12 protein-coding genes, 3 tRNA genes, 3 rRNA genes and 1 pseudogene are annotated in these 17,794 nt (G+C 51.6%); 12 read left to right on the top strand and 7 right to left on the bottom strand.

The features are described from left to right. Positions 1 to 11: 11 nt before the first annotated feature. The 3 genes from LK04_RS14850 to metN are packed head-to-tail and all read right to left on the bottom strand — an operon-like array spanning position 12 to position 2,542. Positions 12 to 827: a MetQ/NlpA family lipoprotein gene (locus tag LK04_RS14850; RefSeq protein ID WP_039331173.1), complete on the bottom strand. Its 816-nt coding sequence runs from the start codon at positions 825 to 827 to the stop codon at positions 12 to 14. Between the two features lie 37 nt (positions 828 to 864). After that, entirely contained in the window at positions 865 to 1,518 is a 654-nt protein-coding gene (locus tag LK04_RS14845) for a methionine ABC transporter permease MetI (protein ID WP_039331171.1), read from the bottom strand. After that, positions 1,511 to 2,542 carry a methionine ABC transporter ATP-binding protein MetN gene (metN, locus tag LK04_RS14840; RefSeq protein ID WP_039331169.1) on the bottom strand — a complete coding sequence of 344 codons (1,032 nt, stop codon included), beginning with the start codon at positions 2,540 to 2,542 and terminating at the stop codon, positions 1,511 to 1,513. Before metN ends, LK04_RS14845 begins: the two co-directional genes overlap by 8 nt. A gap of 188 nt (positions 2,543 to 2,730) precedes the next feature. Between metN and gmhB the strand changes: the two genes are divergently transcribed. The 7 genes from gmhB (at position 2,731) to dkgB (ending at position 10,021) form a co-directional block, all read left to right on the top strand. Next, positions 2,731 to 3,291 carry a D-glycero-beta-D-manno-heptose 1,7-bisphosphate 7-phosphatase gene (gene gmhB, locus LK04_RS14835; RefSeq protein WP_039331167.1) on the top strand — a complete coding sequence of 187 codons (561 nt, stop codon included), beginning with the start codon at positions 2,731 to 2,733 and terminating at the stop codon, positions 3,289 to 3,291. A gap of 409 nt (positions 3,292 to 3,700) precedes the next feature. After that, a 16S ribosomal RNA gene (locus tag LK04_RS14830) occupies positions 3,701 to 5,240 on the top strand. A gap of 89 nt (positions 5,241 to 5,329) precedes the next feature. Continuing rightward, a tRNA-Glu gene (locus tag LK04_RS14825) sits at positions 5,330 to 5,404 on the top strand. A 215-nt stretch (positions 5,405 to 5,619) separates the two neighbouring features. Further along, positions 5,620 to 8,525 (top strand): 23S ribosomal RNA (locus LK04_RS14820). 227 nt (positions 8,526 to 8,752) lie between these two features. Beyond that, positions 8,753 to 8,868 (top strand): 5S ribosomal RNA (gene rrf / locus LK04_RS14815). The 16S, 23S and 5S rRNA genes sit together here with 2 tRNA genes alongside, the layout of an rRNA operon. Positions 8,869 to 8,970: 102 nt before the next feature. Further along, positions 8,971 to 9,047 (top strand) — tRNA-Asp (locus LK04_RS14810). A gap of 170 nt (positions 9,048 to 9,217) precedes the next feature. Continuing rightward, positions 9,218 to 10,021 (top strand): 2,5-didehydrogluconate reductase DkgB, encoded by an 804-nt coding sequence (gene dkgB / locus LK04_RS14805; RefSeq protein ID WP_039337036.1) that lies wholly within the window; start codon positions 9,218 to 9,220, stop codon positions 10,019 to 10,021. A gap of 12 nt (positions 10,022 to 10,033) precedes the next feature. On the opposite strand, the gene yafC is transcribed toward dkgB, so the two are convergent. Continuing rightward, entirely contained in the window at positions 10,034 to 10,942 is a 909-nt protein-coding gene (gene yafC, locus LK04_RS14800) for a DNA-binding transcriptional regulator YafC (RefSeq protein WP_039337039.1), read from the bottom strand. A gap of 100 nt (positions 10,943 to 11,042) precedes the next feature. On the opposite strand from yafC, the gene LK04_RS14795 reads away from it, so the two are divergent. Continuing rightward, positions 11,043 to 12,221 (top strand): MFS transporter, encoded by a 1,179-nt coding sequence (locus tag LK04_RS14795; RefSeq protein WP_039337041.1) that lies wholly within the window; start codon positions 11,043 to 11,045, stop codon positions 12,219 to 12,221. Positions 12,222 to 12,369: 148 nt separating this feature from the next. Continuing rightward, positions 12,370 to 13,173 (top strand): endonuclease/exonuclease/phosphatase family protein, encoded by an 804-nt coding sequence (locus LK04_RS14790; protein ID WP_039337043.1) that lies wholly within the window; start codon positions 12,370 to 12,372, stop codon positions 13,171 to 13,173. A 90-nt stretch (positions 13,174 to 13,263) separates the two neighbouring features. On the opposite strand, the gene mltD is transcribed toward LK04_RS14790, so the two are convergent. Both mltD and gloB read right to left on the bottom strand, forming a co-directional pair. Next, positions 13,264 to 14,634 carry a murein transglycosylase D gene (gene mltD / locus LK04_RS14785; protein WP_039337045.1) on the bottom strand — a complete coding sequence of 457 codons (1,371 nt, stop codon included), beginning with the start codon at positions 14,632 to 14,634 and terminating at the stop codon, positions 13,264 to 13,266. 71 nt (positions 14,635 to 14,705) lie between these two features. Further along, entirely contained in the window at positions 14,706 to 15,461 is a 756-nt protein-coding gene (gene gloB, locus LK04_RS14780; protein ID WP_039337047.1) for a hydroxyacylglutathione hydrolase, read from the bottom strand. A 40-nt stretch (positions 15,462 to 15,501) separates the two neighbouring features. Here gloB and LK04_RS14775 point away from each other — a divergent pair, with 40 nt between their 5' ends. Further along, positions 15,502 to 16,236: a class I SAM-dependent methyltransferase gene (locus tag LK04_RS14775; RefSeq protein WP_039337049.1), complete on the top strand. Its 735-nt coding sequence runs from the start codon at positions 15,502 to 15,504 to the stop codon at positions 16,234 to 16,236. Here the strand turns inward: LK04_RS14775 and rnhA are convergent. Next, positions 16,221 to 16,788: pseudogene (gene rnhA / locus LK04_RS14770) on the bottom strand (ribonuclease HI). The gene LK04_RS14775 and the pseudogene rnhA sit on opposite strands and share 16 nt — an antisense overlap. On the opposite strand from rnhA, the gene dnaQ reads away from it, so the two are divergent. Further along, complete coding sequence (gene dnaQ, locus LK04_RS14765; RefSeq protein ID WP_039337052.1) at positions 16,742 to 17,473, top strand: DNA polymerase III subunit epsilon; 732 nt, start codon at positions 16,742 to 16,744, stop codon at positions 17,471 to 17,473. The pseudogene rnhA and the gene dnaQ sit on opposite strands and share 47 nt — an antisense overlap. 134 nt (positions 17,474 to 17,607) lie before the next feature. Beyond that, a tRNA-Asp gene (locus LK04_RS14760) sits at positions 17,608 to 17,684 on the top strand. Positions 17,685 to 17,794 lie beyond the last annotated feature (110 nt).

The raw sequence follows: 17,794 nt of genomic DNA, 5'->3' as shown, positions 1-17,794 counted from the left end.
AAAGGAGAAAATTACCAGCCTTTCACTGCACCGCCGTTGAAGATTTTATTCGCGGCTTCTGAAACTTCATCAGACTGATAAGCCTGAACAAATTTCTTCACGTTCTCCGCATCTTTATTATCTTCACGGCTGACGATCAGGTTGACGTATGGAGAATCTTTATCTTCCACAAAGATGCCATCTTTCGCTGGCGTCAGGCCAATCTGGCTAGCGTAGGTGGTATTGATCACGGCCAGGGCGATTTGTTGGTCGTCCAGTGAACGTGGCAGCTGCGGCGCTTCCAGCTCAACAATCTTCAGGTTTTTCGGGTTCTCAACGATATCCAGTGAGGTTGGCAGCAGGCCAACGCCATCCTTCAGTTTGATCAGGCCCACTTTCTGCAGCAGCAGCAGAGAACGACCAAGGTTGGTTGGATCGTTAGGGATAGCAATCTGCGCACCGTTTTGCAGTTCATCCAGAGATTTGATTTTTTTCGAGTAGCCAGCAATCGGGTAAACAAAGGTGTTGCCGACTGGAACCAGCTTATAACCACGATCTTTGATCTGCTGGTCCAGGTACGGTTTGTGCTGGAAGGCATTAACATCAATATCGCCTTTGCTCAGTGCTTCGTTTGGCAGCACATAGTCGTTGAACGTCACGAGTTCGACATCCAGGCCATATTTCTCTTTGGCAACTTTAACAGCGGTTTCTGCAACCTGCTGCTCAGCACCGACAATCACACCCACTTTGATGTGGTTTGGATCTTTAGCTTTCTGATCGCATCCTGCCAGCGCAATTGCGCCAATCAGAGCACCCACAGCGGCAATCTTTTTAAATGTGAAAGACATATCCTTTCCTTAATAGAGGACTATTGATGTTGTTTGCTTATTTATGGGACACAGCACGTACAATGCGGTCGCCACAGAACTGAATTAAGTACACCAGAACAACCAGTAAAATCAGTACGGTATTCATCACGGTGGCGTTATAGCCAATGTAACCGTACTGATAACCAATCTGACCCAGACCGCCAGCACCCACGGCACCGCCCATGGCGGAATAGCCGACCAGCGTAATCAGGGTAATTGTAGCGGCATTCACCAGACCCGGCAGGGCTTCCGGCAGCAACACCTTACGCACGATTTGCAGCGGGGTGGCGCCCATGGCGCGTGAGGCTTCAATCAAACCGGTAGGCAGCTCCAGCAAGGCGTTCTCAACCATACGTGCAATAAAGGGAGCCGCGCCGACCGTCAGTGGCACAATGGCGGCCTGTAGACCAATCGAGGTGCCCACAATGGCGCGCGTGAACGGAATCATCCATACCAGCAGAATAATGAAGGGAATTGAGCGGAAGATATTCACCAGCGCAGACAACACGCGATAAAGCGCACCATTCGCCAGAATCTGTCCTGGGCGCGTAACGTACAGCAACACGCCTACTGGCAGGCCAAGAACAAAACCAAAGAAACCGGAGACAAAGGTCATCATCAGCGTTTCCCAGACGCCACGCGTCAGTAACCACATCATCGCTTCAGACATAACCCAGTACCTCTACTTTCACATGATTTTCTTGCAGCCAGGCGATCGCTGCCTGTGTATCTGTTTCACTGCCATCCATTTCGGCCAGCATGATGCCGAACTTCACGCCACCGGCGTAATCCATTTGGGCACTGATGATGTTGTTATTCACATTAAAACGGCGAGCGGCTTCAGAAAGCAGCGGCGCATCTACCGATTTGCCGGTGAATTCCAGGCGCAGCAGAGGCACACTCTCGGCGGTGGCTTGTGGTGTCATACGCTGCTGATAATCGTCCGGGATATCCAGATGGAGCGTGGACTGAATGAATTGCTGAGCCAGCGGAGTTTTAGGGTGCGAGAACACTTCGCTGACGCTGTCTTTCTCAATCAACTCACCATTACTGATTACCGCAACCTGATCGCAGATGCGTTTTACCACGTCCATTTCGTGCGTGATCAACAGAATGGTAATACCAAGACGGCGGTTGATGTCTTTCAGCAGTTCGAGGATTGAACGCGTGGTGGCCGGGTCCAGTGCACTGGTGGCTTCGTCACACAGCAGAACTTTCGGGTTACTTGCCAGTGCACGCGCAATGGCGACACGCTGCTTTTGACCGCCAGAGAGATTGGCTGGCCAGCTGTCGTGTTTATCCGCCAGTCCAACTAACTCTAACAGCTCAGTCACACGTTTTTTAATCTGGTCACGTGACAGATTGCCCAACTCAAGCGGGAGTGCGACGTTGCCAGATACAGTACGTGAGTTCATGAGATTAAAATGCTGGAAGATCATGCCAATTTGGCGGCGAGCCAGCGTGAGTTGCCCGGAGGAGAGGGCGGTTAACTCTTGGCCATCAACCAATACGCGGCCAGAAGTTGGACGTTCTAATAAGTTAACGCAGCGAATGAGCGTGCTTTTACCGGCACCGGAAGAACCGATGACGCCATAAATCTGCCCAGCAGGCACATGCAGGCTGACGTTTGACAGCGCCTGAATAGTGCGTGAACCTTGCTGGAACACTTTGGTAATATTTTCGAGTTTAATCATTAGTTTAATAGTTATCGTGTTGCGTTGTCCGTGGTGTATCGGGTTTCATGCTGTTGTGCAGCGTGAAATTTGGATGGATGTTAAGGCATCCAGACGGCTAAATCAATCGAAGTCATTCAATCTGCCATTCTCTCGCTATACGCAATCATGCGATACTGAGCGGCACTATTTGCAGCAGGAGTTTCTACGTGACGAACAAAGTCCCGGCTATTTTCCTTGATCGTGATGGCACCCTGAATGTCGATCACGGCTATGTCCATGAAATCGATAATTTTGAATTTATTGATGGCACCATTGAAGCGTTACAGGCGCTTAAAAAGATGGGTTACGCATTGGTGCTGGTGACCAACCAATCTGGTATTGCGCGCGGCATGTTTACTGAAGACCAGTTTATGCAGCTCACCGAATGGATGGATTGGTCGCTGGCGGATCGCGATGTCGATCTCGACGGTATCTATTTCTGTCCGCATCTCCCCGATGCAAAAGTAGAAGAGTATCGCCAGGCGTGTGATTGTCGTAAGCCGCAACCCGGCATGCTGCTGTCTGCACAGAAGCATCTGAACATCGATATGGCTGCTTCTTATATGGTAGGTGACAAAATAGAAGATATGCAGGCTGCGCAGGCGGCGGGTGTGGGTACAAAAGTGCTGGTGCGCAGCGGAAAACCGGTAACTGCCGAAGGTGAGGCTGCGGCCGATTGGGTGCTTAATAGTCTGGCAGAGTTACCTGGACGACTGAAAAAGGCCTAAAAACGGGCCTTTTGCACAAAACTTAATCGAACAGTAAAAAAGTTGAAATTTACGCTTGCGCTTCCTCAGAGTCTGCCTATAATGCGCCACCACTGAGACGGCAAAGCGGCAACGCAGACGGCTCAGCAGGGAGTGAAGTGATTCACCCCGCCAGATGAAAAACGCTGAAAAAAGTGTTTGACTCTGAAGGAGGAAAGCGTAATATACGCCACCTCGCAACAGCAGCTTAAGGCGCTGATTGCACCGCTCTTTAACAATTTATCAGACAATCTGTGTGGGCACTCGCAGGATTGATATCAACGTCTCCGGACGTAAAAAATATCAAGTCTCACGAGTGAACACATAATGAAATTCATTATGACGTTTTACAGATGAGCATCGCTGCACTTGTTGCAGCAAATCAAGCTTTAAATTGAAGAGTTTGATCATGGCTCAGATTGAACGCTGGCGGCAGGCCTAACACATGCAAGTCGAACGGTAGCACAGAGAGCTTGCTCTCGGGTGACGAGTGGCGGACGGGTGAGTAATGCCTGGGAAACTGCCCGATGGAGGGGGATAACTACTGGAAACGGTAGCTAATACCGCATAACGTCTTCGGACCAAAGTGGGGGACCTTCGGGCCTCACACCATCGGATGTGCCCAGGTGGGATTAGCTAGTAGGTGGGGTAATGGCTCACCTAGGCGACGATCCCTAGCTGGTCTGAGAGGATGACCAGCCACACTGGAACTGAGACACGGTCCAGACTCCTACGGGAGGCAGCAGTGGGGAATATTGCACAATGGGCGCAAGCCTGATGCAGCCATGCCGCGTGTATGAAGAAGGCCTTCGGGTTGTAAAGTACTTTCAGCGGGGAGGAAGGCGGTGAAGTTAATAGCTTCATCGATTGACGTTACCCGCAGAAGAAGCACCGGCTAACTCCGTGCCAGCAGCCGCGGTAATACGGAGGGTGCAAGCGTTAATCGGAATTACTGGGCGTAAAGCGCACGCAGGCGGTCTGTCAAGTCGGATGTGAAATCCCCGGGCTTAACCTGGGAACTGCATTCGAAACTGGCAGGCTAGAGTCTTGTAGAGGGGGGTAGAATTCCAGGTGTAGCGGTGAAATGCGTAGAGATCTGGAGGAATACCGGTGGCGAAGGCGGCCCCCTGGACAGAGACTGACGCTCAGGTGCGAAAGCGTGGGGAGCAAACAGGATTAGATACCCTGGTAGTCCACGCCGTAAACGATGTCGACTTGGAGGTTGTTCCCTTGAGGAGTGGCTTCCGGAGCTAACGCGTTAAGTCGACCGCCTGGGGAGTACGGCCGCAAGGTTAAAACTCAAATGAATTGACGGGGGCCCGCACAAGCGGTGGAGCATGTGGTTTAATTCGATGCAACGCGAAGAACCTTACCTACTCTTGACATCCAGAGAACTTAGCAGAGATGCTTTGGTGCCTTCGGGAACTCTGAGACAGGTGCTGCATGGCTGTCGTCAGCTCGTGTTGTGAAATGTTGGGTTAAGTCCCGCAACGAGCGCAACCCTTATCCTTTGTTGCCAGCGGTTCGGCCGGGAACTCAAAGGAGACTGCCAGTGATAAACTGGAGGAAGGTGGGGATGACGTCAAGTCATCATGGCCCTTACGAGTAGGGCTACACACGTGCTACAATGGCGCATACAAAGAGAAGCGACCTCGCGAGAGCAAGCGGACCTCATAAAGTGCGTCGTAGTCCGGATTGGAGTCTGCAACTCGACTCCATGAAGTCGGAATCGCTAGTAATCGTAGATCAGAATGCTACGGTGAATACGTTCCCGGGCCTTGTACACACCGCCCGTCACACCATGGGAGTGGGTTGCAAAAGAAGTAGGTAGCTTAACCTTCGGGAGGGCGCTTACCACTTTGTGATTCATGACTGGGGTGAAGTCGTAACAAGGTAACCGTAGGGGAACCTGCGGTTGGATCACCTCCTTACCTGAAGATACCTTCCCGCGCAGTGCTCACACAGATTGTCTGATAGAAAAGTAATGAGCAAGACGGCTGCGAAGTCGTGACATGTATGTGTCCCCTTCGTCTAGCGGTTAGGACTCCGCCCTTTCACGGCGGCAACAGGGGTTCGAATCCCCTAGGGGACGCCACTTGCTTGGTGACAGGTGAAAGGTGTCTCCACGAAATATCTCAAAACTGACGGTAACGTCGAGTTTGAGATATTGCTCTTTAACAATCCGGAACAAGCTGAAAATTGAAACGACGTGTCGGTTCATTTCTCCGTAATAAGAAATGAATGATGACATGTTCGAGTCTCTCAAATGCTTGCAGCTTGCATGCGTTGTAAAACGCCTGTGGGTTGTGAGGTTAAGCGACTAAGCGTACACGGTGGATGCCCTGGCAGTCAGAGGCGATGAAGGACGTGCTAATCTGCGTAAAGCGTCGGTAAGGTGATATGAACCGCTACAGCCGACGATGTCCGAATGGGGAAACCCGGTGCACTCTGTGCATCATCGTAACATGAATACATAGTGTTACGAGGCGAACCTGGGGAACTGAAACATCTAAGTACCCAGAGGAAAAGAAATCAACCGAGATTCCCCCAGTAGCGGCGAGCGAACGGGGAGCAGCCCAGAACCTGAATCAGCTGGTGTGTTAGTGGAAGCGTCTGGAAAGTCGCAGGGTACAGGGTGATACTCCCGTACACAAAAGCACACCTTCTGTGAGTTCGAAGAGTAGGGCGGGACACGTGGTATCCTGTCTGAATATGGGGGGACCATCCTCCAAGGCTAAATACTCCTGACTGACCGATAGTGAACCAGTACCGTGAGGGAAAGGCGAAAAGAACCCCGGCGAGGGGAGTGAAACAGAACCTGAAACCGTGTACGTACAAGCAGTGGGAGCCTACTTGTTAGGTGACTGCGTACCTTTTGTATAATGGGTCAGCGACTTATATTCTGTAGCAAGGTTAACCGTATAGGGGAGCCGCAGGGAAACCGAGTCTTAACTGGGCGTTAAGTTGCAGGGTATAGACCCGAAACCCGGTGATCTAGCCATGGGCAGGTTGAAGGTTGGGTAACACTAACTGGAGGACCGAACCGACTAATGTTGAAAAATTAGCGGATGACTTGTGGCTGGGGGTGAAAGGCCAATCAAACCGGGAGATAGCTGGTTCTCCCCGAAAGCTATTTAGGTAGCGCCTCGTGAACTCATCTTCGGGGGTAGAGCACTGTTTCGGCTAGGGGGCCATCCCGGCTTACCAACCCGATGCAAACTGCGAATACCGAAGAATGTTATCACGGGAGACACACGGCGGGTGCTAACGTCCGTCGTGAAGAGGGAAACAACCCAGACCGCCAGCTAAGGTCCCAAAGTCATGGTTAAGTGGGAAACGATGTGGGAAGGCACAGACAGCCAGGATGTTGGCTTAGAAGCAGCCATCATTTAAAGAAAGCGTAATAGCTCACTGGTCGAGTCGGCCTGCGCGGAAGATGTAACGGGGCTAAACCATGCACCGAAGCTGCGGCAGCGACGCTTAGGCGTTGTTGGGTAGGGGAGCGTTCTGTAAGCCGTTGAAGGTGGCCTGTGAGGGTTGCTGGAGGTATCAGAAGTGCGAATGCTGACATAAGTAACGATAAAGCGGGTGAAAAGCCCGCTCGCCGGAAGACCAAGGGTTCCTGTTCAACGTTAATCGGAGCAGGGTGAGTCGACCCCTAAGGCGAGGCTGAAAAGCGTAGTCGATGGGAAGCAGGTTAATATTCCTGCACTTGGTGTTACTGCGAAGGGGGGACGGAGAAGGCTAGGTTATCCGGGCGACGGTTGTCCCGGTTTAAGCATGTAGGCGGGAGTTTTAGGTAAATCCGGAACTCTTTTAACGCTGAGGTGTGATGACGAGTCACTACGGTGATGAAGTAACTGATGCCCTGCTTCCAGGAAAAGCCTCTAAGCTCCAGGTAACACGAAATCGTACCCCAAACCGACACAGGTGGTCAGGTAGAGAATACCAAGGCGCTTGAGAGAACTCGGGTGAAGGAACTAGGCAAAATGGTGCCGTAACTTCGGGAGAAGGCACGCTGTCGGTAGGTGAAGTCCCTCGCGGACGGAGCTGAAGGCAGTCGAAGATACCAGCTGGCTGCAACTGTTTATTAAAAACACAGCACTGTGCAAACACGAAAGTGGACGTATACGGTGTGACGCCTGCCCGGTGCCGGAAGGTTAATTGATGGGGTTATCCGCAAGGAGAAGCTCTTGATCGAAGCCCCGGTAAACGGCGGCCGTAACTATAACGGTCCTAAGGTAGCGAAATTCCTTGTCGGGTAAGTTCCGACCTGCACGAATGGCGTAATGATGGCCAGGCTGTCTCCACCCGAGACTCAGTGAAATTGAAATCGCTGTGAAGATGCAGTGTACCCGCGGCAAGACGGAAAGACCCCGTGAACCTTTACTATAGCTTGACACTGAACATTGAGCCTTGATGTGTAGGATAGGTGGGAGGCTTTGAAGCGTGGACGCCAGTCTGCGTGGAGCCATCCTTGAAATACCACCCTTTAATGTTTGATGTTCTAACGTAGACCCGTAATCCGGGTTGCGGACAGTGTCTGGTGGGTAGTTTGACTGGGGCGGTCTCCTCCCAAAGAGTAACGGAGGAGCACGAAGGTTGGCTAATCCTGGTCGGACATCAGGAGGTTAGTGCAATGGCATAAGCCAGCTTGACTGCGAGAGTGACGGCTCGAGCAGGTGCGAAAGCAGGTCATAGTGATCCGGTGGTTCTGAATGGAAGGGCCATCGCTCAACGGATAAAAGGTACTCCGGGGATAACAGGCTGATACCGCCCAAGAGTTCATATCGACGGCGGTGTTTGGCACCTCGATGTCGGCTCATCACATCCTGGGGCTGAAGTAGGTCCCAAGGGTACGGCTGTTCGCCGTTTAAAGTGGTACGCGAGCTGGGTTTAGAACGTCGTGAGACAGTTCGGTCCCTATCTGCCGTGGGCGCTGGAGAATTGAGGGGGGTTGCTCCTAGTACGAGAGGACCGGAGTGAACGCACCACTGGTGTTCGGGTTGTCATGCCAATGGCATTGCCCGGTAGCTAAGTGCGGAAAAGATAAGTGCTGAAAGCATCTAAGCACGAAACTTGCCCCAAGATGAGTTCTCCCTGAGCACTTGATGCTCCTGAAGGGACGTTGAAGACGACGACGTTGATAGGCCGGATGTGTAAGTGCAGCGATGCATTGAGCTAACCGGTACTAATGACCCGTGAGGCTTAACCTTACAACGCCAGAGGCGTTTTTGAAGAGACGCAAAGTAGATTTTCAGCTTGATTCACCGGATTTTAGATTTAGTTTTGTTCTGCGGACATGAGTCCGAAGGATTTTGCGCTGAAGCAAGGCGGCAAGCGAGACGATGTGAAGGAGCATACATGAGTATGTGACTGAGCAGCGCGAACGCAGCCAACGCAGCAGCAGTGCAAAAGACACAGGACAGAACACCAAGATTTGCCTGGCGGCTTTAGCGCGGTGGTCCCACCTGACCCCATGCCGAACTCAGAAGTGAAACGCCGTAGCGCCGATGGTAGTGTGGGGTCTCCCCATGCGAGAGTAGGGAACTGCCAGGCATTAATTTAAGACTCGTTATCGGGTCGTGACCTTTCAATTGACACTGAAAGGGCGAAACACCTGAAATCAGAACGTTTTTCTGACTTCAGTACAGTATCGGTGGAGCGGTAGTTCAGTTGGTTAGAATACCTGCCTGTCACGCAGGGGGTCGCGGGTTCGAGCCCCGTCCGTTCCGCCACTTAATTGATAAGCCCTGACTTAATAAGTCAGGGCTTTTTCATGTCCAAAATTCCCGCCCTATTGTTGACGGAAATGCAATATTCTTGTGCTTATAAGCGGATTTTTCAGCAATAGTAAAACTGCCACAATGCATCCCATCGAAACATTACATTCTACGATGAGGACATTATGACTATTCCTGCCTTTGGTTTAGGCACCTTCCGCCTGCAAGATGATGTAGTAATCCATTCGGTTAAGACCGCGTTGGAACTGGGATATCGTGCGATCGACACGGCTCAAATCTATGAAAATGAGGCTGCTGTTGGTCAGGCTATCGCAGAAAGCGCTATTGATCGTGCTGAGCTCTTTATCACGACGAAGATTTGGATCGAAAATCTGTCAGCAGACAAACTCATACCCAGTCTTCAGCAGAGCCTGGCTAATCTACAAACCGATTATGTTGATCTTACGCTGATTCACTGGCCTTCGCCTGGCGCTGCAGTCTCGGTCAAAGAGAGCATGCAGGCATTGATGGCGGCTAAAGAAGCGGGTTTGACACGCCAGATTGGCATTTCAAACTTCCCGATTGCGCTGATGAAAGAAGCCATTGCAACGGTAGGTATTGAGAACATCGCTACCAACCAGATTGAACTGCATCCATTCTTACAGAACAGAGAAGTGGTTGCGTTCGCGAAGCAGCAAGGATTGCATATCACGTCTTATATGACGCTGGCATACGGGGAAGCGTTGAAGGATGCCACTATCCAGGACATTGCCAATAAGCATCAGGCTACATCGGCACAGATTGTGCTCGCCTGGGCGATGCAATCAGGCTATGCGGTCATTCCTTCTTCAACAAAGCGAGAAAATTTGGCCAGCAATATGAAATCGTCTGACTTGTCTCTGGATGCTGATGATATGGCGCGCATTTCGGCACTGGATCGCCAGCAGCGTTTGGTTAGCCCAGAGGGACTGGCTCCAGACTGGGATTGATTCCCTCAACATTCAGCCCTGGATTCGCCAGGGCTGTTGCTTGACCCACTCGCTAAGAAAGTCGATAAATGCACGCACGCGCTGACTGACGCCCAGGTCGCTGTAGTAGACCGCATTAAAAGGCATCTCGACTGGCACTCGCCGTTCCGCTAACACTTCTATAAATGTCCCGTCAGCAATTTCACTGTCTACCATATAATCCGACAGGCAAGCGATACCCTGATCATCCAGACACAGTTGTTTGATTGTTTCACCGCTGTTCGATGACATTCCCGGCTCAATATCATAAAGATCACGGCCGTTGTCTGAGAGTGGCCAACGGTTCAAACGTAATGGTTCGACAAACCCGAGACATTCATGATGAGCCAGATCGGCGGTGGAGTGGGGGATCCCGTATTTTGCTAAGTAAGCCGGGGTAGCGACCAGTTTGCGATAGCTGATAAACAGCAAGCGCGCGCGTAACGTTGAATCTGTCAGATTACCGGCGCGGATCGCCACGTCCACTTTGCGCTCAATCAGATTGATAAAACTCTCCGAGGAGATAAGCGATAGCGTGACGTCTGGATAGCGTTCGCGAAACGGCTTAATCATCGGAAGGATCAAATGCAGGATGACCGGCGTAGCAGCATCAATGCGTAAGACGCCTTGCGGTGCCAGCTGGCGTTCCACTAACTCATTTTCTGCTGTCGACATCTCCTGCATCAGTTTTTGTACGCGTCGGAAGTAATGTTCTCCTTCATGCGTGAGTGCCAGCTGACGTGTTGTGCGCGTCAGCAAGGCAACCCCCAGTTTACTCTCCAGCTTTTTTACCGTACGACTGACTGCCGAATTCGCCATCTGTAATTGCTCTGCAGCACGGCTGAAACTGCCACTTTCGACAACGGCAATAAACACCTTAAGTTCATCCGACGATGCCTTCATTATGCTCTCCACAGCAAAAGTCTATTGTTACTTTGCACCTTTTTGTCATTAAAGCACGAGTCGATAATGGCGCCCATCAAAACATTATTGGGAGTCAATCATGCCACTTGCACTCTGGGCGCTGACCATCAGCGCCTTCGCTATCGGAACCACTGAATTTGTCATCGTCGGACTGATTCCGACGATTGCTGAACAACTTAGCATTACGCTGCCCTCAGCGGGAATGCTGGTCTCTATCTATGCACTCGGTGTGGCAGTGGGGGCACCGGTGCTAACGGCCTTAACGGGTAAACTGCCGCGTAAACAACTACTGATGGGCCTGATGGCGCTCTTTACGATAGGCAATCTGGTCGCATGGCTGGCACCAAACTATGAGACGTTGATCATTGCTCGGTTGTTAACGGGTTTAGCCCACGGTGTCTTCTTCTCTGTAGGCTCGACGATTGCGACCAGCCTGGTCAGCAAAGAGAAAGCGGCCAGCGCCATCGCGATTATGTTTGGTGGTCTTACCGTGGCGCTGGTGACAGGTGTGCCATTAGGCACGTTAATTGGACAGCATTTTGGCTGGCGTGAAAGCTTCCTCGCGGTTTCGCTACTGGGCGTGATCGCCTTGGTCAGCAGCATGGTGCTCATACCGCGTAACATTGCCCAGCCTCCGGTAACCACATTGTCGCAACAAGCACGCGTGATGCTGAACCCTCGCCTGCTGTTGATTTACGCGATTACGGCACTGGGCTATGGCGGTGTGTTTACCGCTTTTACTTTCCTGGCACCCATGATGCAGTCATTGGCTGGATTCTCTCCTTCAGCGGTAAGTATGATTTTGTTGGGGTATGGGATTTCAGTGGCTATCGGCAATATCTGGGGCGGTAAACTGGCCGATCGCCGTGGGGCAGTACATGCCTTGACGCTGATTTTTACTGCACTTGCGGCGTTGCTACTGGTGTTCCAGTTCACGGCGAGCATGCACTATCTGGCGCTGGCGACGGTTTTGGTGATGGGAATTTTTGCCTTTGCCAACGTGCCAGGTCTGCAAGTGTATGTGGTGCAAAAGGCGGAGCACTATGCACCTGGCGCGGTGGATGTGGCTTCAGGGCTGAATATCGCGGCCTTTAACATCGGTATCGCGCTGGGGTCTTTAGTGGGAGGTCATATCGTTGAGCATTATGGTTTGGCACAGACGCCCTGGGTTGGCGCGGTCATCGTGTTTGCAGCGCTCCTACTGGTTCGACTGAGTGGTCAACTCGATAAACCTCGGATGGAATTAGCAACGCAATAACACGCACCACAACCCGCTATCTGGCGGGTTGTGGTCTCTCCATGCTGTGAAACGCATAGCGACAATCAACAACACCAATTGAAACCCCGCGTCAAAGTCCCTATAACTGTCAGGTGAAGTCGTAGTCGTCAATCAGCCAGGCGGGAAAGTGCGAAAGAAAACTTATGCAATGCGTTACGTGGCGGGTCAGCCTGCTGAGCGGATATTTCCGCCAGGGGCGATGTTGCATCTGGGGCAGGCACTGCCGCCCGGTGCGCCATTACCTGCGGATCCGGCGTTGCGAGTTTTAGTGTGGAACATCTTTAAGCAGCAGCGGGCAGACTGGATGTCAGTGCTGCAAGGTTTTGGTAAAGATGCACACCTGGTCTTACTGCAAGAAGCGCAGACGACGCCTGAGTTGGTCAAATTCGCCACCAGTAACTATCTGGCGGCCGATCAGGTCCCCGCCTTCGTCTTACCTCAACATCCTTCTGGCGTCATGACGCTGGCTTCTGCGCACCCTGTGTATTGCTGTCCACTGCGAGAGCGCGAACCTTTACTGCGTTTGGCAAAATCGGCGTTAGTCACCGCATATCCATTACCGACCGGGGAAATGCTGATGGTGGTGAACATTCATGCGGTGAATTTTAGCCTTGGCGTGGATGTTTACAGCAAACAGCTCGGACCCATCGGCGAACAGATCCAGCATCATCGTGGGCCGGTCATCATGGCTGGTGATTTCAACGCGTGGAGCCGCCAGCGTATGAATGCGCTTTATCGCTTCGCTGAAGAGATGACATTGCATGAAGTGAACTTCACGGACGACCACCGCCGTAAAGCGTTTGGCCGTCCGTTAGACTTTGTCTTCTACCGAGATATGAAAGTCAGTGAAGCCTCGGTACTGGTGACACGGGCCTCGGACCACAATCCGCTTCTTGTGGAATTTAACTCCACTCATCATATCGGGCGCTGATGCCGCACCTGGCGGTGAAGAACAAGTTTGATGGGATAATCCTGACGCAGAAAATGAAAAAGGCTGACAAAAGTCAGCCTTTTCGGCGCATTAAGTATCAGGTGTTGCGCTATTCTTAACAAACAGCGTGAGCTTGTCGCCCGGCTGAATGTCTTTAGCGTCACTGTTCCAGCGCATCACGTCTTGGGTATTCACGCCATGACGTTTTGCAATACTGGCAAAAGAATCACCCTTACGTACACGGTAGGTGATGCTGTTGCCGTTATCTGCCAACTGCGTTGCTTTGCCGCCTACGGTCAGAGTCTGACCGATACGAACTGAAGCGCTGCGCAGATTGTTCTGCTGTTTCAGTGCACTGACGCTTACGCCGAGCTTGTTAGCAATTGCCGACAAGGTGTCGCCTTTACGTACCGTATAGCTGTTTCCTGCCGCGCTGACTTTCGCCATCTCGGTAGGCTGCACGGAAGCAATATCACCGGATGCCAGTGAATTGCGAAGCTGAGCAACGTTGGACTTCGGCACCATAATGTAGTGCGGTCCATTTGGCGCAGTGGTGCCGTTTTTATATCCGGCGTTGAAGCTCTTCAACTTGCTGAGCGACAATCCGGCCATATCGGCGGCCTGCGTCAGTTCAATTTGCTGTCCCACTTCCACGCGCGCCAATGCTCGGCTCTCGTTCGGGGTCGGCAATTTGATACCGTAACGCTTGTTGTTCTTGAGGATATCACTCAAGGCCAACATCTTAGGTACGTAGACCGTGGTCTCGCGGGGGAGCGATAAGTGCCAGAAGTCAGTCGGCTTGCCGCGCGCCTTATTCTGTTTAATCGCTTTCAGCACACGTCCTTCACCGCTGTTATAAGCAGCAACTGTTAACAACCAGTCACCGTCAAACATGCCGTTCAGACGCTGCATCATATCCAGCGCAACCTTGGTCGAGGCCACCACATCGCGGCGTCCGTCGTACCATTGGTTCTGTTTCAAACCATAGTTTTTGCCCGTTTGTGCAACAATCTGCCAGATGCCAGCGGCATTCGCAGAAGATGTTGCATGTGGGTCAAAAGCGCTCTCCACTATGGGTAGCAGTACCAGTTCCATCGGCATTTTACGTTTCTGTATCTGCTCGACAATCCAGTACATGTACGGCTCTGCCCGTAATGTTACATCGTGGAGATAGCTCTTATTTCTTAAAAACTTTGTTTTTTGTTCGCGGATCCGGGGGTTTTCCGGAATCCCCATCTTCAACTCGTCACTAATGTGATTCCAGAGATCAGTATCTTCTGCGAGGCTTGTTCCATCATCCTGCCATCGCGGCGACAACAATCGATCTCCGTACTTTCCATTTTCACCTTGACCAGCTGAAGACAGGCTCTGTGCATGCTGTACGGGGATATTGGCGTCATTCCTTGATGCCTGACATCCTACCAGCAAGACCGAGGCGAGTAATATCGCTTTAGCCTTCATGTGTGTGTCAATAGTTCGCTTAAAAGACGAGCAACTATACGTTAGGGGTCCACACAACACAACCAGAAATATCAAAAACGGTCTTTCTTCTCGCGTAGATCGGCAAATGTTTGCCATAAGGGAGCGGATGTCACATTAGTCCCTAAAGCCTTTTGCAAATCAGCATCTTGCGTGCGCAAAAATAAATTTATTTCCCGCTCAAGTGCCAGTTTTGTGGGTAAAGTAATGCGATTTTCTGCACGTAAGTCCTTAATTTGCTGATACCTTGCCAAAATTTTCGGGTCATGAGGCAGAATAGCCGCAGCAAACTTCATATTGGATAAAGTGTACTCATGTGCACAGCAAACCAGGGTATCAGCGGGGAGCTGATTAAGCTTCTGAAATGACTCAAACATTTGCTCAGCGCTGCCTTCAAAGAGTCGCCCGCAGCCGCCTGAAAACATCGTGTCACCACAAAAAAGATAAGGTGAACTGAAATATGAGATATGTCCTAAAGTGTGTCCGGGTGTTGCGATGACACGGAAATTTAGCCCCAGCAGCGTAAATTCATCACCTTCGGCGACAATCTGTTTTGCCTCTTTATCTGCGGTTTCTTCTGGCCCGAAAACCGCCAAATCGGGATAGTGCTGCAATAAATCTGCGACACCGCCAACATGGTCGTGATGGTGGTGGGTGAGCAAAACGGCCACCGGATTCCAGTGGTTTACCCTGAGTTTGTCCAGTACCGGTTGGGCCTCGCCAGGATCGACAATCAGACAATTTTTGTCATCGTCCGTCAGTGTCCAGATGTAGTTATCCTGCAATGCGGGAATACTGGTAAGATTCATAAACACCTCTCAGGTCGTAGAAAAAGGATGATGGTAGAGCATGAAGCCAGCTAAAACACGCCAAGTTCTGACTGCACCACGCTCCTGGCGCGATATGCCTTGGGGAGACTACTTCCGCGATGCGCTCAGCCAGCAATTACAGCCATATCTTGGAAAGGTGTATGGCTTTCATATGCTTAAGCTTGGCAGCCTCAGCGCCGAAATCAATACCAGCCAGTGTGCCATATCACATCAGGTGAATGTGGGCATTGAGGGCGATGACCTGCAGGTTATTGCTAATACCACACAGTTACCCTTTGAAGCGAAATCGATTGATGCCTGTTTAATGGCGCATACGCTAGCCTGGAGCCAGGATCCCCACCGTGTCTTGCGTGAGGTGGATCGCGTGTTGATTGATGATGGTTGGATGATTATCAGCGGCTTCAACCCGTTCAGTCTGCTGGGCGTCAGCAAAGCCATACCCGGCCTGCATTCGCGCGCGCCCTGGAGCGGACGCATGTTCAGCCAGACGCGGCTGCTCGACTGGCTGAGCTTACTCAACTACGAAGTGGTGTATCGCACCCGTTTTCAGGTGGTGCCATGGCATCATCAGGGGGGTAAGGTGATCAGTGCGCACCTGCCAGCGCTCGGCTGTTTGAATATTGTGGTGGCGCGTAAAAGGACTTTCCCGTTAACGCCCACCAAAATGAAGAAAAGCCTGAACAAAGCGCAACTGCGACAAACGGTCAACGCCACGCGCCAGTTTCGTGAAGTGAAGGATCAGGATTCAACCTGATAGCCGATGTCATCCAGCGTTGGGTTACCGGCTGCTTTGCGGGCTAATTCGTCACAGCGTTCGTTTTCAGGATGGCCCGCGTGGCCTTTGACCCACTCCCATTTGATTTCATGGTTACTGAGTGCCAAATCCAGCCGCTTCCAGAGATCGACATTTTTAACCGGTTTTTTATCGGCAGTTTTCCAGCCACGTTTTTTCCAGTTATGGATCCAACTGGTGATGCCCTGACGCACATACTGACTATCGGTGCTGAGCACCACTTCACAGGATTGCGTCAGCGCTTCCAGAGCCACAATCGCTGCCATCATTTCCATACGGTTGTTGGTGGTGAGGCGATAGCCGGTGCTGAACTCTTTTTCATGGGCACCATAGCGTAAAATCGCGCCGAAGCCGCCAGGGCCCGGATTGCCGAGGCAGGATCCATCGGTGAATATTTCTACCTGTTTGCGCATCTCTGGTAGACTTCCTTCTGACAAAACGCCAAGTCTGACATAAAACGAGTCCTATGAGCACTGCAAATAACCGCCAGATCGTCCTCGATACTGAAACCACCGGCATGAACATGATCGGTGTGCACTATGAGGGGCATCGCATCATCGAAATCGGTGCTGTTGAAGTGATCAACCGCCGCCTGACCGGTAACAACTTCCACATGTATCTCAAGCCCGATCGGCTGGTGGATCCGGAAGCGTTTGGTGTACATGGTATTGCGGATGAATTTCTCGCGGATAAACCGATGTTCGCCGACATTGCCGATGAGTTCCTGGCGTATATCCAGGGGGCGGAACTGGTGATCCACAACGCCTCGTTCGATATCGGCTTTATGGATTACGAATTTGGCATGCTGAACCGGGGTATCGGTAAAACGGATACCTTCTGTCAGGTCACCGATAGTCTGGCGATGGCACGTAAGATGTACCCGGGCAAGCGTAACAGTCTTGATGCGTTGTGTAATCGCTACGAAATCGACAACAGCAAGCGTACGCTGCACGGCGCATTACTCGATGCCGAGATTTTGGCTGAAGTGTTCCTGATGATGACCGGTGGGCAAACGTCGCTGGCATTTTCCGTCGAAGGGGAGCAAAGCAGTCAAAGCTCAGGTGACAATATTCAACGGATTGCGCGCCCCAGTTCGGGCTTACGTGTGGTGAGTGCGAGCGATGAAGAAATTGTCGCACACGAGAGTCGCCTCGACTTAGTACTGAAAAAGGGCGGAAGCTGCCTGTGGCGTGCCTGAAGCAGATGATTTTGCGTGGAAAAGCGGCGTTAAGATGAAAAAAACAACAAACGAACTTTTCTGGCAGAAAAATCGTTGACGGGTGATGAGGCGACCATTAATATCCGCCTCGTTCTCGACGGGGAACAAAGCGCGGAGCGGTAGTTCAGTTGGTTAGAATACCTGCCTGTCACGCAGGGGGTCGCGGGTTCGAGCCCCGTCCGTTCCGCCAATCATTAAAGAAGCCGATGCAGAAATGCATCGGCTTTTTGCTTTTCTCAACCCGTTCGAAACACCTGACGTCTCTTGGGGACGTAGGGTCGCCATTCATGGCGACCACCT

Origin of the sequence: Pantoea vagans (assembly GCF_001506165.1) — a bacterium.
In the GTDB taxonomy this organism is placed as follows: Bacteria; Pseudomonadota; Gammaproteobacteria; order Enterobacterales; family Enterobacteriaceae; genus Pantoea; species Pantoea vagans_C.
This window is presented reverse-complemented; position numbering and strand designations above follow the sequence as displayed.

Excerpts from the sequence above, each read along its gene's own strand:
- LK04_RS14850 (WP_039331173.1), bottom strand. The coding sequence starts at position 827 with ATGTCTTTCACATTTAAAAAGATTGCCGCTGTGGGTGCTCTGATTGGC.
- LK04_RS14845 (WP_039331171.1), bottom strand. The coding sequence starts at position 1,518 with ATGTCTGAAGCGATGATGTGGTTACTGACGCGTGGCGTCTGGGAAACG.
- metN (WP_039331169.1), bottom strand. The coding sequence starts at position 2,542 with ATGATTAAACTCGAAAATATTACCAAAGTGTTCCAGCAAGGTTCACGC.
- dkgB (WP_039337036.1), top strand. The coding sequence starts at position 9,218 with ATGACTATTCCTGCCTTTGGTTTAGGCACCTTCCGCCTGCAAGATGAT.
- yafC (WP_039337039.1), bottom strand. The coding sequence starts at position 10,942 with ATGAAGGCATCGTCGGATGAACTTAAGGTGTTTATTGCCGTTGTCGAA.
- LK04_RS14795 (WP_039337041.1), top strand. The coding sequence starts at position 11,043 with ATGCCACTTGCACTCTGGGCGCTGACCATCAGCGCCTTCGCTATCGGA.
- mltD (WP_039337045.1), bottom strand. The coding sequence starts at position 14,634 with ATGAAGGCTAAAGCGATATTACTCGCCTCGGTCTTGCTGGTAGGATGT.
- gloB (WP_039337047.1), bottom strand. The coding sequence starts at position 15,461 with ATGAATCTTACCAGTATTCCCGCATTGCAGGATAACTACATCTGGACA.
- LK04_RS14775 (WP_039337049.1), top strand. The coding sequence starts at position 15,502 with ATGAAGCCAGCTAAAACACGCCAAGTTCTGACTGCACCACGCTCCTGG.
- dnaQ (WP_039337052.1), top strand. The coding sequence starts at position 16,742 with ATGAGCACTGCAAATAACCGCCAGATCGTCCTCGATACTGAAACCACC.